16 protein-coding genes and 1 riboswitch are annotated in these 16026 nt (G+C 39.5%); of the genes, 6 read left to right on the top strand and 10 right to left on the bottom strand.

Features of this window, described 5'->3' with window-relative positions; all coding sequences use genetic code 11:
- Positions 1–344: 344 nt before the first annotated feature.
- From J678_RS14350 to J678_RS14340, 3 genes are all read left to right on the top strand, one after another.
- On the top strand, positions 345–995 hold the full coding sequence (locus J678_RS14350; RefSeq protein WP_031953313.1) for a peroxiredoxin: 651 nt from the start codon (positions 345–347) through the stop codon (positions 993–995).
- A 291-nt stretch (positions 996–1286) separates the two neighbouring features.
- Complete coding sequence (locus J678_RS14345; protein ID WP_176563846.1) at positions 1287–2099, top strand: MBL fold metallo-hydrolase; 813 nt, start codon at positions 1287–1289, stop codon at positions 2097–2099.
- Complete coding sequence (locus tag J678_RS14340; RefSeq protein WP_004885318.1) at positions 2096–2674, top strand: dual specificity protein phosphatase family protein; 579 nt, start codon at positions 2096–2098, stop codon at positions 2672–2674. The genes J678_RS14345 and J678_RS14340 overlap by 4 nt, the downstream gene beginning before the upstream one ends.
- 28 nt (positions 2675–2702) lie before the next feature.
- Here the strand turns inward: J678_RS14340 and J678_RS14335 are convergent, their stop codons facing one another.
- The 5 genes from J678_RS14335 to J678_RS14315 all read right to left on the bottom strand — a co-directional run bounded on the left by J678_RS14335 (position 2703) and on the right by J678_RS14315 (position 8028).
- Positions 2703–3764, bottom strand: coding sequence for an SPOR domain-containing protein (locus J678_RS14335; protein WP_031955787.1), 1062 nt, complete (start codon positions 3762–3764; stop codon positions 2703–2705).
- On the bottom strand, positions 3755–5041 hold the full coding sequence (gene folC, locus J678_RS14330) for a bifunctional tetrahydrofolate synthase/dihydrofolate synthase (RefSeq protein WP_031955788.1): 1287 nt from the start codon (positions 5039–5041) through the stop codon (positions 3755–3757). Before folC ends, J678_RS14335 begins: the two co-directional genes overlap by 10 nt.
- Entirely contained in the window at positions 5038–5934 is an 897-nt protein-coding gene (gene accD, locus J678_RS14325) for an acetyl-CoA carboxylase, carboxyltransferase subunit beta (RefSeq protein ID WP_002051365.1), read from the bottom strand. The genes folC and accD overlap by 4 nt, the downstream gene beginning before the upstream one ends.
- A complete protein-coding gene (gene trpA, locus J678_RS14320) occupies positions 5931–6734 on the bottom strand; it encodes a tryptophan synthase subunit alpha (protein WP_002051145.1) in 804 nt (267 codons plus the stop codon). Before trpA ends, accD begins: the two co-directional genes overlap by 4 nt.
- Before the next feature lie 244 nt (positions 6735–6978).
- Positions 6979–8028: an AraC family transcriptional regulator gene (locus J678_RS14315; protein ID WP_004712001.1), complete on the bottom strand. Its 1050-nt coding sequence runs from the start codon at positions 8026–8028 to the stop codon at positions 6979–6981.
- A 121-nt stretch (positions 8029–8149) separates the two neighbouring features.
- Between J678_RS14315 and J678_RS14310 the strand changes: the two genes are divergently transcribed.
- On the top strand, positions 8150–9025 hold the full coding sequence (locus J678_RS14310) for a metal-dependent hydrolase (RefSeq protein ID WP_004885314.1): 876 nt from the start codon (positions 8150–8152) through the stop codon (positions 9023–9025).
- Between the two features lie 8 nt (positions 9026–9033).
- Here the strand turns inward: J678_RS14310 and J678_RS14305 are convergent, their stop codons facing one another.
- The 5 genes from J678_RS14305 to J678_RS14285 form a co-directional block, all read right to left on the bottom strand.
- Positions 9034–10029, bottom strand: a complete 996-nt coding sequence (locus J678_RS14305; protein ID WP_031955789.1) for a DUF2804 domain-containing protein — start codon at positions 10027–10029, stop codon at positions 9034–9036.
- Between the two features lie 267 nt (positions 10030–10296).
- On the bottom strand, positions 10297–10509 hold the full coding sequence (locus J678_RS14300) for a hypothetical protein (RefSeq protein WP_002051387.1): 213 nt from the start codon (positions 10507–10509) through the stop codon (positions 10297–10299).
- A 152-nt stretch (positions 10510–10661) separates the two neighbouring features.
- A complete protein-coding gene (locus tag J678_RS14295; protein WP_031955791.1) occupies positions 10662–11171 on the bottom strand; it encodes a DUF1543 domain-containing protein in 510 nt (169 codons plus the stop codon).
- A gap of 10 nt (positions 11172–11181) precedes the next feature.
- Complete coding sequence (trpB, locus tag J678_RS14290) at positions 11182–12411, bottom strand: tryptophan synthase subunit beta (RefSeq protein ID WP_031955792.1); 1230 nt, start codon at positions 12409–12411, stop codon at positions 11182–11184.
- Positions 12395–13054 (bottom strand): phosphoribosylanthranilate isomerase, encoded by a 660-nt coding sequence (locus tag J678_RS14285; protein ID WP_004711989.1) that lies wholly within the window; start codon positions 13052–13054, stop codon positions 12395–12397. The genes trpB and J678_RS14285 overlap by 17 nt, the downstream gene beginning before the upstream one ends.
- Before the next feature lie 126 nt (positions 13055–13180).
- Positions 13181–13388: riboswitch (cobalamin riboswitch) on the top strand.
- 23 nt (positions 13389–13411) lie between these two features.
- On the opposite strand from J678_RS14285, the gene J678_RS14280 reads away from it, so the two are divergent.
- Complete coding sequence (locus tag J678_RS14280) at positions 13412–15319, top strand: TonB-dependent receptor plug domain-containing protein (RefSeq protein ID WP_079377339.1); 1908 nt, start codon at positions 13412–13414, stop codon at positions 15317–15319.
- A 96-nt stretch (positions 15320–15415) separates the two neighbouring features.
- Complete coding sequence (locus J678_RS14275) at positions 15416–15994, top strand: cob(I)yrinic acid a,c-diamide adenosyltransferase (protein WP_004885306.1); 579 nt, start codon at positions 15416–15418, stop codon at positions 15992–15994.
- Positions 15995–16026: the final 32 nt, after the last annotated feature.

Raw genomic sequence — 16026 nt, 5'->3', positions numbered from 1 at the left:
GTGTCAGAAATTTGAAGTACAAGGGGTTTGCACAAAACCCATAAAAAAAATCTGATAGTTAGATAAACGGTTTTACCCTTTATCTAAGCCCCTTTAATGCATCTGGCACCTAAAACTCAACATTAACGCTTATCTATTGAACACAACTTCCGAGAAATCTAATTTAGCAAATTTATCTTAAAGTTACATTGATTCAGGCCATAAATTAACGAGTTTTAGTCATATATATTTACACTTATATAAAAAGTTCATAATAAAATACAAAAACAATAATTTTAATAATAAATAAATTGCGGCATAGTCATTTCAACATATAACAAATTTTAAGCAACTGAGGAAAGATCATGACATTACGATTAGGAGACACTGCCCCTGATTTTCAACAAGAATCAAGCGAAGGCACAATTAATTTTTATGATTTTTTAGGTAATAGTTGGGGTATTTTATTCTCGCATCCCGCTGACTATACCCCTGTATGTACAACAGAATTAGGCTATACAGCGAAATTAAAAGATGAATTTGAAAAACGTAATGTTAAAGCGATTGCCCTATCTGTAGATGACGTGGAGTCGCATAAAGGCTGGATTAATGACATTAATGAAACTCAAAATACTACAGTTAATTTTCCAATTATTGCCGACAAAGACCGCAAAGTATCTGAACTCTATGGTTTTATTCATCCAAATGCCAGTGAAACGCTTACAGTTCGCTCTTTAGTCATTATTGATCCGAACAAAAAAGTTCGTTTAATTATTACTTACCCTGCTTCGACTGGTCGTAACTTTAACGAAGTCTTACGTGTAGTAGATTCATTACAATTAACCGACAAGCATAAAGTAGCTACTCCAGCGAACTGGCAACAAGGCGAAGATGTTGTGATTGTTCCTTCTTTGAAAGATGAAGAAGAAATTAAACAACGTTTCCCTAAAGGCTATACTGCGGTGAAACCTTATTTACGTCTCACACCACAGCCTGAAAGTGATAAAGCCGAATAAAGGCTTTATCACTTGCAAGACAAACGCAGTGCGTAGGCAAGCGTCTGAAAGGTTCCCTGCAAAACAAGCGAAGCGCATAGGTAGACATTTGAAAAGTTGCCTAAAAAACCAATAAAGCGCGTAATCAATAATGAGAAAAAGCAAAGAAAACTAACTAAAGCTCATAAACGAATGTTTCCATCTCCAAGCCATCTCAACCGATGGCTTTTTTTTTGCATTATTGAATACACATGGTTTTTACTGTCGAGATCAGTTATAACTCCCAAGGAGTTTGTGCAAAAAACAAAAATCATGATCCATAAAATTCATCATTTGAAATGCGGCAGTATGTGTCCTGTCTGCGCACCATTATTTGGGCAGAAAGGCTGGAAAGCTGACGTTGTATGCCATTGTCTTTTGGTCGAAACTGATCGAGGCCTTGTGCTCATTGATACCGGATTTGGTCTGCAAGACTATTTACACATGCAACAGCGCCTTGGCTCTTTAGTCAAACGTTTGGGGAAAATTGAGCCGAATCTTGAATTCAGCGCGATTCAGCAAATACAAAAATTAGGATTTCATCCTAAAGATGTACAACACATCTTTGTGACTCACCTCGACTTTGACCATGCAGGTGGCATTTCGGATTTTCCTCATGCCACAGTTCATGTGTTAGCCGCTGAATATAATGCTGCACAATTGCCTAATTTTAAAGGTAAGCTTCGTTATAGAACCAATCAATATAATCATCATCGATACTGGAATTTTGTTGAATATCAGCAGGGTGAAAAATGGTTTAATCTTGAAAAAGTCAAAGGTTTCCCGTTATTCCAAGACGAAATTTTAATGGTGCCATTATTAGGCCATTCCGCAGGACATTGTGGTATTGCCATCAAACAGCAAAATCAGTGGTTATTGTTCTGCGGAGATGCTTACTACTCACACCTAGAGTTAAATCCTAAAAATAAATTAAGATCGCTGACCCTTCTGGAAAAAACATTTGCAGAAGACAATGAAAAGCGTCTTGTTAACCTGAAAAAAATACAGCATTTGGCTCAACATGAGCCAACGATTGAAATTATTTGTGCCCATGATCCTCATGAGCTTCGACGGTATCAAACATGAAAAAACTCTCCCTCATTGCTTTTGTTCTGTGTTTAAACCTACAAGGATGTATGCAACATGAAAGCATTGCACATGAGCATAGACCCAAAGATTGGGGAACTTTAGTTTCTCAAACCCATAATTTCTATCAAGTGAGTAATGATGTTTTTCGTAGCGAACAACCAAATGCAGCAATGATTCCCGAGTTAAAGCACCATCAAATTGGAACTATTATTAATTTAAGAGCTAAAGACTCAGATGAATTAGTATTTAAAAATGAAAATTTTAATCTTGTTCATATTCCTATCGACACATGGGCTATTAACAGACAAGATCTATTAGAAGTCATGCAGCAAATTAAAATTGCCAAACAAAATCACCAACGTGTTTTATTACACTGTTACCATGGTTCAGACCGTACCGGTGCCAGCGTTGCAATGTACCGAATTATTTTTGAAGATTGGACAATTGATGATGCTGTTAAAGAAATGAAACAAGGGGGTTATGGTTACCATATTATTTGGAAAAATATTGACCGTTTATTCACCCCTGAAAATGTAAAATGGATTCAACAACAATTGTCGAATCCATCTTAACTAGATCTTGAATAAACTTATGATCAGATTAGCGCTGATCTAATGGCACCCAATCAATCACCCAAGCTGACTTCATGTTTAAACTGGAGTCAGAGGTAATTTTCTTACGAGCTGCATCTGCAGTATCACGGTCTTTTGCTGGTCCAACCATAATACGAATACCTTTACTGGTTGGGCTTGTCGTGACCTTATAACCTTTAGCTCGTAGTTTAGAAACAACAGCATCTGCATTTGCCTGATTAGCAGCCAATGCAACCTGTACCATCCATTTCTTATCGCCATTTTCAAGCAATTCACGCGCTTTCTCAGCTTCAGCTTTTTTCTCTGCTTCAGCTTTATGTTTAGCTTCTGCTGTTTTCTTTTCTGCTTCAGCATGTTTCTTAGCTTCAGCTTTCTTTTCCGCCTCAGCTTGATGTTTAGCTTCTTCAGCCTTTTTCTCTGCTTCAGCCTTATGCTTTTTAGCTTCAGCAGCTTTCTTTTCTGCCTCGGCTTGTTTCTTAGCTTCTGCTGCTTTTTTATCAGCTTCGGCCTGACGCTTTGCCTCAGCGGCTTTTTTGTCGGCTTCTGTTTGTTTCTTCGCTTCAGCAGCTTTTTTATCTGCATCTGCTTTAGCTGTATCTACTGGCTTTTTTGTATCAGTCTGCTGTCCTTTTGCCTTACCCTCACCACCTGCAACTTCAGGAGGGATATTATCTGAACTTTCCTGCGCAGCAGCACGGCGTGCATTAATCGCAGCATATTCTGCAGCGGCTTTACGCGCTGCATCTGCTTCTGCTTGTTGTTGCATTGCCAAGAACTGAGCAGCACGAGCTTCTTGTTCCGCGACAGCTTTTTCACGGGAACGGCGTTGTTCTTCCAGAAGACGTTTCTCTGTTTCCACATCTACTGCAAGCGGCTGTAGCTGTACCATCTGCCCTTCTTGTGCGGATGGCTTTGGCTTAGCTTGTGGCTTCGGTGATGTAGAGGTTTGTGGTTCAGCGCCCACATGTTTTATTTCTTCATTTCCTTTTAGAAGTAATGCTGCCAATAAAACACCACCACCTAATAAAACAACGCCACCCATCCAGCGTTGTTTGTTATTCATTGACATTCTTCCAAATACTCCCAAATCGCTTCTAAAGTATGAAACGAACCACAGGCTAAAATCAGCTGATTGTTATTTGTCTGCTCAAGCGCTGATTTAAAAGCCTCTTTGATATTGCCAAATTGTTGTATTGTCTGGCCTTGTAGGGCGTCATTCAATTGCTGAATCGGTGCAGCACGCGGCACATTCAACTCAGCAATTTTCCAATGTAAAACAGTAGGTTTCAATAAATCGACTACTGATTTTATATCTTTATCTGCCAGCATTGAAAATACTGCGACAACTTCTGTGTACTGTTTATTGTATTCTAAGAAATTTCGCAATTGCTTTAACAAAAATTCAACACCATGTGGATTGTGTCCAGCATCGAAAATTATGGTTTTTCCATTGACTTGACGCACTTCAAAGCGTCCTGCCAAGCGAGCATTTCCAATGCCCTTCTCTAGCGCCGATTGTGAGATTTCAAGTCCGCTATTTAAGACAGCAGCAACTGCTCCTGCAATATTTTCAATTGCAAGTGACCCTAGTGGCAGTTTTAAAGTAGTTCCTTCACTTGCAAAATACCAGTGTTTTCCATCATTTGCGAGTTTATAGAAATAGTCTCTGTTAATCGCGTATAGTGTCGCTTTTGAACTATTGGCTTTTTCTTGAATGGCTTGAGGTAAAACTTGCTCACCTGCAAAAATGACTGGAATATCAGGGCGAATGATACCTGCTTTTTCAAAAGCAATTTTCTCGATGGTATCGCCTAACCAGTCAGTGTGGTCAAGACCAATATTGGTGATCACAGCAATATTAGGGTCAATGACATTGACGACATCCAGACGTCCGCCTAAACCGACTTCAAGCACCCATACATCGCATTGTTGCTGTTTAAAAATGACAAAAGCAGCCAAAGTGGTTGCTTCAAAAAACGATAAGCTTAAATCGCAATCGCGACGAGCCTGATCAACTTGTACAAAAGCATCAATCAGGCTTTGATCATCAACCTCGACTCCACCTAATTTGACTCGTTCGTTAAAACGATAGATATGCGGCGATTGATACAACCCAACTTTATAACCTTGTGCTTTTAATATAGACGCAAGTGTTGTTGTAGTTGAACCTTTCCCGTTTGTTCCGGCAACAGTGAAAACTTTAGCAGTGGGTTTTGTCACTCCTAATTTTTCTGCTACGGGAATAACACGTTCCAGACCAAGATCGATCCCTGTAACGTGAACATGGCTCCAATAATTGAGCCATGTATCTAAAGAGTCTGTTGAAAGTGGAGCTTGTTGTTTCAAGGTAAGTTCATCAATTTCGATACAAGTCGAGATACAGTATCACGTAAAGCATGACGATGAACAATTTGATCGATTACACCATGATCAAGCAAATATTCAGCACGTTGGAACGGTTCTTCCAATGTTTCACGTACAGTTTGCTCAATTACACGTTTACCAGCAAAGCCGATCATTGCTTTAGGTTCTGCAATATGGATATCGCCCAACATTGCTAAAGAAGCAGTTACACCACCATAAACTGGGTGTGTTAACACTACGATATAAGGTAAACCTGCATCTTTTAATTTTTGAATTGCAGCAGAAGTACGCGCCATTTGCATAAGTGACAACATACCTTCTTGCATGCGTGCACCACCAGAAGCTGCAAAGCAGATTAAAGGTTGGCGTTTTTCAATTGCAAGCTCAGCCGCCTTAACAAAACGGTCACCTACTACAGTACCCATTGAGCCACCCATAAAGTCGAACTCAAAAGCACATGCAATCATGTCTACGCCATTTAAGTTTCCTTGCATAGCAATGAGGGCTTCCGTTTCACCAGTTTTAGTTTGCGCTTCACGCATACGTTCTGGATACGGTTTGCTATCGACAAACTTTAAAGGATCTTTGGCGCTAAATTCTTGACCTAATTCAGCTACAACATTGTCGAAGAACCAGTTTAAGCGATCGCGAGCTTTCATTTTTAAGTGTTCGTCACACTGTGGACATACATACGCATTGAAAGATATAGCTGTACGTGTCACTAAAGCATGACATTCAGGGCACTCAATAGTCGGCTCAGTAAATGTTGCTTTGAGAGTCTGTTGCTCATCTGCAACTTCAATACCTGGAACTGGACGCTGTGTCCATGGCGTCGAAGGGCTAAGAACTTTCCCTGATTTCACTTCTTGATTCATACTAACTCATCGAGCGCTGCTCGAAGCTCCTTGACTTTATTCACCGTCTGTTCAACAGCTTCATCAGCTGTTAACGTTGCAAAAGATTTAACGAAAGCACTACCTACAATCACGGCATCTGCAACGCTACCCATCGCTTTCGCTGATGCAGCATCACTAATTCCGAAACCAACGCCAACAGGAACGTTAGTTATACTTTTGATTTTTTCAATACGCGCAGCCGCTTCAGAAGTATCTAAAGTCGCTGCACCTGTTACACCCTTAAGTGAAACATAGTAGATAAAACCGCTTGCCTGATTTGCTACGTGTTGAATACGTTGATCAGTTGAAGTTGGTGCAAGTAAGAAAATTTGGTCCATATCATGCTGTTTTAAGATCGCACCAAATTCTTTTGACTCTTCTGGTGGTAAATCCACAAGTAATAAGCCATCTACACCACATTGTTTCGCATAAGAAACAAACTTCTCATAACCAATCACTTCAACAGGATTGAGATAACCCATCAAAACAACAGGTGTTTCCTGATCCTGTTCACGAAACTCTTTTACCATGTTCAATGCATCTAAGGTGTTCGTCCCTGCCGCAAGCGCGCGTTCCGCAGCAAGCGCAATAACCGGACCATCAGCCATCGGGTCTGAAAATGGTAAACCAAGCTCAAGAACGTCTACTCCTGCCGCAACCATTTTATGAAGTAACGGAACTGTTACTTGTGGCTGTGGATCCCCCGCCATGACATAAGATACAAGTGCTTTACGTTGTTGGGACTGCAGCTTTTCAAAACGGGTGGCAAGACGTGACATAGGGTTGTGCTTTCCTTGAATTATTTAAAATTGAGGAGTTGTTTGTAGAAATACAAGAACACCGCATTTTAACGCTATTTTTTGCTCATTGAACAGGCCTAACGTTATGGCGATATTCGATTGTATGATTCATACAACCCATGGCGTACATTTATCAATATTTTGAAACTTTTCTCAATGATCAAAGCTTCCTATTTTTGAGCCATTATTCGTTTGCAATATGAATAAAAAATCATCAAAAAATCTATTTCTCTGTATTTTTATGGGTGAGTTGCAATTGCTTTTTACGAGTTAATAATGTTTGCCCTGTTAAATTTTTATGTGCCCTCGCAAGTGCAGACTGATCGGAATAACCCAACTGGTCAGCAATCGCAGTAAGACTTTCATTTTGACTTAACAATATCTCGCAGCGCTTCATACGCTCAGTATCTAAAATTAATTTAAATGAAGTGTTTAATGCCTGTAGTTGACGCTGCAAGCTTCGTACTGAAACATTTAGTTCGATGGCAATATCTTCTATTTTTGGAGCCTGCTGCTTATGCTTTAAATATTCTTGTACGATCCAATGTATTTGCTGAACTAAATCGGTATGTATTTTCCGTTGAACCAAAGCTTCTTCAGCTTGTTTTACTAAAAGCTGCACTAAAGTCGGGTCTGCATGCTGGGGGCGAACATTTAAACTTTCACTTGCAAAAGTTAATGCATAGTACGGTCGGTCAAATGACAATTTGCACTGAAAGAAGCGTTGATAAAGAACCAATGGCCCCCGAGGTCGGTGTACAAATTCGACATGCTGTAAAAGAAAATCATGTAAGGGAGCAATCTCTTTAGCAAGCTGTACCATTGCGGCTAAGGTTAACTCACTAAGTACAATATTACTGTCATCAACCAAAGGCCAATACAAGCGAATTTTGGAAGCATCTTGCTCGATTTGTATAGGTACAACTTGCTCCCCATCTATCACTAGGCGATGAAATTTAGCAATATATTTAACCACTTGACCTAAGGTATCACTTCTGGAGGCCATATAACCCAACACGCCAAAATTGGCAGGTGTAATACAGGCTGCCATTTCTAAAGCCAAATTGGTCACTTGCAATCGAGATTCGGTTAGTTCTAAAAGCTCAGTAAAAAGATGTAAGGAGGACTGCGCATCAATAGAGGCAGATAAAATATTTTGTATTTGCCGAGTTTGAGTGTCATTTAAATTGAGTGACTGCCACGCTATTCCCTTTTCTTTTAAATACGTATTCCAAAGGTAAAAGTATCCATTTGAGATCGTAAACTCTTGCATGGCGTTTCCTTTTTTTACTGCCATATTGTCGCAAACTGTATAAAAATTGGCGATAACTGTCAAAACAAAGCCGACCATTCACGACATACTAATGAAAAGCTTAGTTGCGAGAAATACAAAGATGAACGCACATGTTTCTTATCAGGTCGAGCCAGTGGTTCGCAAAGATCTAGATTTTCATTTAAACGAAGCACCACGCTTTTGGTTTAATAACGATCCTTTTTTGACTCGCATGTTTGATGCACTCAGCTTAACCTTTCCCGACGGAGAGCGTTACTTCATTGAATGTGTGCGGATGTTCCGCGATAAAATTGATAACCCGGAACTACAAAAGCGAGTTGCAGATTTTATTAAACAAGAAGCTCAACATGGTATTGCCCATGACAAAATGAATCAGCTCATGAAAGAACAAGGTATGCCTGTGGATGAGTTCACAAGCACACTTAAAAAAATTTTCCGTTTTGAGCTCACCAAACGTTCACCACAATACAATATTGCAATGACAGCCGCGGCTGAACATTTAACAGCATTAATGGCAGAAACCTTTTATAGCAATAAAAAAACCTTGGAAAATGCTCATCCTTACGTTCGCGCATTATTTGCATGGCATGCTATCGAAGAAATGGAGCATCGTGATGTGGCATTTGATGTCATGAGACAGGTGGGTGAAGTTCCAGAGTCAACCCGTCGCTTTGTACTTGTTTTAACAACTGTACTCATGTTTGGTTTTACCCTCTATAGAACCAACATCATGTTGAAATGTGATGGGTTTAGCCCTAAAGAAAGGTTATCGATGACACTCAAAGGTTTACCTTGGTTCTTTGGCAAAAATGGCACATTAACGGCTATGAAAAAGCAATATCTGGACTGGTTTAAAAAAGATTTTCACCCAAGCCAACATCCAGTTATTCGTCAGTACCCTGTTTGGATTGAGACTTTAGAAAAAACAAATGACCCTATCGCAGCGGGTGAGGCATTTTGGCAAGCAGGTTTATAACCTGCTTGTTACCATTTTGCATAATGTTGTTCTAATAGACCGTATTGCTCATTACAAGTAATCGTATCAATTGCCTCGTGTTCAATAGTGCCAGTAATTTTAGCTTGCCACTGGTTGAATTGGCTGCCAATCATTCTTAAATTTATATTTTCGTATCGGCACCAACCAATATGCACTTCTAGATTAAGTTTTTGATCTAAAGAGCTAATTTTCCATTTTTCATCATTTATTTTTTCGAACAAAACATCAGTGAGTGGAAATAAAACCCCATTTACCCATAAACAGTTTTCATTACCAAAACTTTCATTGACCCCAGAAGCCAAATTCAACCCAATACGTCGCCCCTGTTCATCCCAAAAATTACATGAAAGCCAGAACCACGCTGTCTCGGGACGTAAAAATCCACAAGTATCATCAAGCGATGCAAATGTCTTTTCATCAAATTGTATAAGTTGATTCTGTTTATTCATGAACATTCCCTCTACAGCTAAAGTGGTCTGCTTTTGGGTATATGTCCAACCATTGATACCTGTTGGGGTACACAAACTTAAAATATCTGTTCCAGCACAAAAAATACGGGCACTCAGGCAAATTTCCCCATATTTAGTTACCCGAATATATCGCACACCATTAGCATGTTGAATATCTAGTTGATAAGGCGATTTAGAAAAATAACTTTGATTAAATAATGGCTGTTCATCAAGATGAGTTTTATGACCTAAAGGTTGAATGGCGTTCCACTCAATGACTTGTCCTGTTTCATGATCAAAAATATAGAAAAAACCATGTCCAACCCAACCAATATCTGCAATGGCTAGACCAATACTGTAGTGTTTATGCTGAATGCCACAGAATTTAAATTTTTTATACTTTAATTGCTTACGCCAGCCCTTTAAAACCTTACCATAAGGCGTTTTATAGATATAACGTTGTACATGAATAGTCGACGGTACAGATTCAAAACGCCCATAACGAGGCTGTCCATTTTCTTGAATTAAATCCATTATTTATTATCCGTTGATTTCCTGTTCATCTATTGACTAATAATAGACTGATCACTGACCAGTTGGCTACTTATCTGTTTTGGTCTTCAAATGACTTTTATTTAGCCATAAAAAAAGAGCATATTGATATGCTCTTTTTTCTGATATTCACTTAAATCTATATACGATAACTTAAACTCTTTGAGGGTCTATTTCAGTAGCTATGACCCACTCCATCAACAAAATCAAATTCAACTCTCGATTTAAGTGTAATTCAATTTCTAAAAGTTAAGCATCATCGTCACTTGCCTGTTCTGGCTCTGATTCTTGCTCGTTACTGTCCTGATTTTCCAATTTTTTCTCAGCGATTTTTGCTGCTTCATAGCCAGCAAAAGCACCAGCTGCTTTTTCTAGAAAACCTGCATCTGGATCTAATTTATCGACGCCTTGTTCCGCGATAATTGCACCAGCAATTTTACCTACTTCATCTAGAAGACCCATTTTGATTACTCCAAAGAGCTTATGTTGAGCTTCTAGTCTAAGCAGATGAATTGTAAATAGTGGTACAAAAAAGTTGCGATTTGAGCGAGCTATACATGAGATCAGCAACTTTTTATATTTTATTTTTGCCTTTAAGCTCTTTTTAAGAACAGTTAAAGAAGTAAATAAGTATTTTCCCAACGTGTTGGATTGAACTCACCTTGCACTAACTGTATATAACGACCCGCAATATGGTCAATAGGAATACAATCATCAATATCCACTACACGGTCAGTGTGTGGTTTATGCCACTCTTGATCTATAAACTGTTTACCTAATTGTTTTGCACTTACCGCATCAGGTGCAACAACCAAATGATAACTATGCAACTCACCAAAAGCTTGGGGTGTATATCCACCCAGATTAATCAAATATAACTTTAGATCTGAAGCTGATGGGGCTGCATCGGTAAACTGGATTTGATAGTTCTGCCCTTGAGAGCTAACCCCTGAAAGCTTGGCCCAAGCATCGATATGTAACCCTTGAGCCTCACCAAACCAAGCCTGTTTAAGTTGAGGGCAAACTTCTTCTAAAGTATCCCCTACAGCCATAACGATGTCATGGACTTCTGTATTGGCACGCGCATGACGGCCACCCAACATTACCATAAACAAACTTGGCATTTTTTTCCTCTTACATCTCAACCATTTCTACGCCATCAATGCGTGCAACTGTCATTAAATCTTTATCGCCACGGCCTGAAACAGTCGCAATAATAATCTGATCTTTAGACATGGTTGGTGCAAGCTTAGATACATATGCCATAGCATGTGAGCTTTCAAGCGCAGGAATAATCCCTTCGATTTTGGTTAAGTCACGGAAACCTTGCAGCGCCTCAGTATCATTAATTGGCACGTATTCAACGCGCTTCATATCTTTTAAGAAGCTATGTTCAGGACCCACACCCGGATAGTCCAAACCTGCCGAGATACTATGTGTCTCGATAATTTGGCCTTGTTCATCACTCATGAGGTAAGTACGGTTACCATGCAATACACCCACATGACCTGCATTTAAAGGCGCGGAGTGTTTACCAGTTTCAATACCGAAGCCAGCAGCCTCAACACCATACATTTTCACATTGGCATCGTTTAAGAACGGATAGAACAAGCCCATTGCATTTGAACCACCACCTACACATGCAACTAATGCATCTGGTATGCGACCTGCTTGCTCCAAAATCTGTTTACGTGCTTCACGGCCAATAATCGACTGGAAATCACGAACGAGTTGAGGATAAGGATGCGGACCTGCAACTGTCCCAATGACATAGTAAGTCGTATCAACGTTAGTTACCCAGTCACGCATTGCTTCGTTCATGGCATCTTTCAGCGTTTTAGAACCGCTTTGCACAGGAACAACTGTTGCACCCAACAAACGCATACGATAAACGTTCATGGCTTGACGTTTAACGTCTTCAGCACCCATATATACAACACACTCAAGACCTAAACGTGCTGCAATTGTTGCTGTTGCCACGCCATGCTGACCTGCACCTGTCTCGGCAATAATACGTTTTTTACCAGAAAGCTTTGCAAGTAGTGCTTGACCAATCGTGTTGTTTACCTTGTGTGAGCCTGTATGGTTCAAGTCTTCACGTTTAAGGTAAATTTGTGCACCACCTAACTCTTTTGACCATCGCTCAGCATAATAAAGTGGACTAGGACGACCTACATAATAGGCGAGGTCACGGTCGAATTCTGCCAGAAACTGATCATCATTTTTCATGCGGGAATAGAGATTTTCTAAATCTTCTAATGCCGCCATTAAAGTTTCTGACACAAAACGTCCGCCATGGATACCAAAATGCCCATTTGCATCTGGGAATTGGGTATAGTCAATCACATTATTTTGCTGATCCACGTTGGACTCCTTGCATAAATCTTTCAATGAGTTGTTGGTCTTTTATACCTTTTGCGGACTCTACGCCTCCGCTCACATCTACTGCAAAAGCACCGGTAGTATGAATAGCGTCAATGACATTGTCAGGGGTTAAACCACCTGCCAAAATTAATGGAATATCAAGTTTCGGGAATTTAGACCAGTCAAACTGATGTCCTGTGCCCCCTTTAAGCTCAGGATGCCATGCATCGAGCAATACAGCACTGGCACCAGCTGCCTGATATTTTTGAATTTCAGCAACTACATCCAGATCAGGTTTAACCTGAATTGCTTTATACCAACGACGTTTACAATGGCGAGCGATGTCTTGGCATTGTTCTGGAGTTTCATCGCCATGTAGTTGTAATACATCTAGGGGAACACAATCAAGTACATCCTGAATTTCAGTGGCACTTGCATTAACAAACAAACCAACCATTTGTACATAAGGTGGAATAAGTTTTGCCAATTCTTCTGCCTGTTCAACTGTTACGTTTCTTGGACTTGGCGGAAAAAAAACAAAACCTATCGCATCTGCTCCAGCTGTGACCACTGCTTGAACATCTTGCTTACGAGTAATTCCACAAATTTTTGCTCGAGTACGTTTTTGGTTTGATGGGCTCATGATCTGCCTAAACTACAACCATTTTTTAAAATAAGCGTCATTGTAATGCAATTTTAGTCCCTTGCGTAAAAGTTCTCCGGGAATTGCTCGAAATGACATTGTAGGAAGCAATTCAGCACTTTATACTGCGTTCAAATGGAAGCAAGTGTAAGCAATTGATGCTTTAGGGAAGCTGGTGAAAGTCCGGCACTGCCCCCGCAACGGTAACAATGTAAAGCATATTTTTTAAGTCGAGATCGACTTACACCACTGCAGTGATGTGGGAAGGTGAATATGTCCATAAATGAATTATGGCGCTGAAGTCCGGAGACCTGCTTGTTTCATCTATCTACCCGATCATTCACGTGGGGTGAATGTATGGAGCATGTTATGTCTAAGTCTTTTCAACCTACTCGTCTGGTAGGTGCTATCGCTATTGCGATGGGGTGTTCGCCTATTATTTTTGCTGAAGATACAATAAACGCAACTCAGCTTGATCCAATTGTGGTAACTGCTTCTAAAAGTGCTGAAAAAGCAAGTGAAGTTCCGGCTCGTATTTCCGTGATTGATGAAAAAACCATTGAGCAGAATCCCGCACTCAATTTATCTGATCTCATCCAAAAAGATGCTTCTGTTTATATCAAACAAAATGGCGGTCTTGGACAAGGTACAAACCTCTCTATTCGAGGCACTAACCCAAATCATATTTTATTACTTAAAGATGGTGCTCGCTTAAATACACCAAATACACTATCTCCTATCTATCCTGAGTTCTTGGATACAACTGATGTTGAGCGCATTGAAGTTCTAAAAGGCCCATCATCTGTACAATACGGTAGTGATGCTATCGGGGGTGTAATTCAAATGATTACGGCTACCCCTCAAAAGAACTCTGCATTTATTACAGGTATTTATGGTGAAAATAAAACCTATAAAGCAATTGTAGGGGCAGATTTAGTCAGTGATGAAGGATTCTATGCTCAAATTCGCGGACAACGTTTGGAAAGCGATGGTACTCGTATATTTGATAGTCAACCAGAGAATATGAAAGCAGCTTATGACCAAAAAGGTTATAGTGCAAAATTAGGTTACAACAATAAAAATGACTTAAATGCCAGCGTTGAAATCAGCCAAAATAAGGGTAATAACAACTACTCAGAAAATAGTGGTGTGAATAATGCTGCAAGAAGAGAGTTTGATAATCAATTAATCACAACAAAAGTTGAATATAAAGCGACATCTGATGTCACTATTAATGCACGTTATTCTAATTTCAAAGATAACGAAGAGTACCATGAATCCTCACCTTATCACGCAGATACTAAACGTAATGAAGGGGATTTAAATATCAAATGGCAATTTACACCAACGCAAAACATCTTAGCTGGTACAAGTATTGATAAAACTGAATATAAAGATGCGTCCATATTAAATGGAAAACAAAATATTGATTCCGCTGGTTATTATCTTCAACACCAATATAAAACTGATAAGATTAGTACACAGTTAGGCGTTCGCTTAGAGGACAATGAAAAGTTCGGAACACATACTGTTGGTCAAGGTGCTATCCGTTACTTCCTACTTCCGACAACTAGTATTTATGCCAATATCGGAACCGCCTTTAGAGCACCATCCTTATCAGAACTCTATTATTTTTATGAAAATCCAGCATGGAATTACTATTCATATGGTAATCAAAATTTAAAACCAGAAGAAAGTTTTTCTTATGAAATTGGTGCAGATCATCAATTTAATAGTCATTTATCTGGTTCGATTTCGGCTTATCAAACTAAAGTTAAAAACTTAATCACAACCAATACTGTATTTAATCCTGTAACCTTTGCTACCGTTGCTAATTATGAAAATATAAATAAAGCAGAATTTACAGGTGGTGAAGTCGGTTTAAAATGGAAACAGCAAGATCTGTTCTTATCAACTGAATATGCCTATGTAAAAACAGAGAATAAAGAATCTGGTTTAGAAATTGCGTATCGTCCTAAGCAAACCCTTACCTTAACTACTGGTTTAGAAAATACTGTTTACGGTATTAGCGCTTCCCTTATTGCCCGTTCTAGCTCTAATGCTCAGAATAGCGCTAATCCGCAGAAAGTCCCTGGCTATGCTACTGTCGACCTAAATGCTTACTGGAATATCAATCCAAACGTAAAATTATTTACCAATATTCAAAATGTAGGCGATGTAGATTACAAAACAGTTTACAACTTTGGAAATTGGTATGTAGATGGAGGCCGCCAAGCTTCTGTTGGCGTAACTTTCCGCTATTAATTTTTCACCCTCATTATAAAAATATTTTCTTAACTCCAGTTTCGGGGTAATGTTCTGACCGACATTATCCCCTTTTTTATGTTCAGGATATCCATCATGGGACACCGTTTAAGCAAAATCTATACACGCACAGGCGATTCAGGTACAACAGGTTTAGGCGATGGCTCTCGTGTTGCCAAAGATGATTTACGAATTGCGGCACTTGGTGATGTCGATGAACTCAATGCCATTATTGGTGTACTGCGTGCACAAATCACAGCCAGCCAAGTGACTAATAAAGCAGATTGGGACAAAAGCCTGAGCTTGATCCAACATTGGCTTTTCGATTTAGGCGGCGAAGTTTGTATTCCCAATTACAATTTGCTTCAGCCCATTTGTATTGAATTTCTGGAAAAAGAAATTGATCGTATGAATGAAGATTTGCCTATGCTGAAAGAGTTTATTCTGCCATCTGGCTCTTTATCTTGCAGTTACGCTCATCAAGCGCGTGCTGTTTGCCGTCGTGCAGAACGATCACTTATGTCGGTACAGACTCGTGATCAAAATATTCAAGCCACAGCACTCCAACTTTTAAACCGCCTATCTGACTGGTTATTTGTCGCATCTCGTGCTTTACAACGTGCAGAAGGTGGACAAGAAGTCCTTTGGCAAAAAAATATTAATGAGATTATTTAAAAATAGACTAACTTAAGTATGGTCTCTACTTT

Source organism: Acinetobacter sp. 1424608 (genome assembly GCF_000588255.1).
GTDB lineage: Bacteria > Pseudomonadota > Gammaproteobacteria > Pseudomonadales > Moraxellaceae > Acinetobacter > Acinetobacter nosocomialis.
The sequence above is the reverse complement of the archived record's forward strand: the minus strand, read 5'-3'. Positions and strand labels throughout refer to the sequence as shown.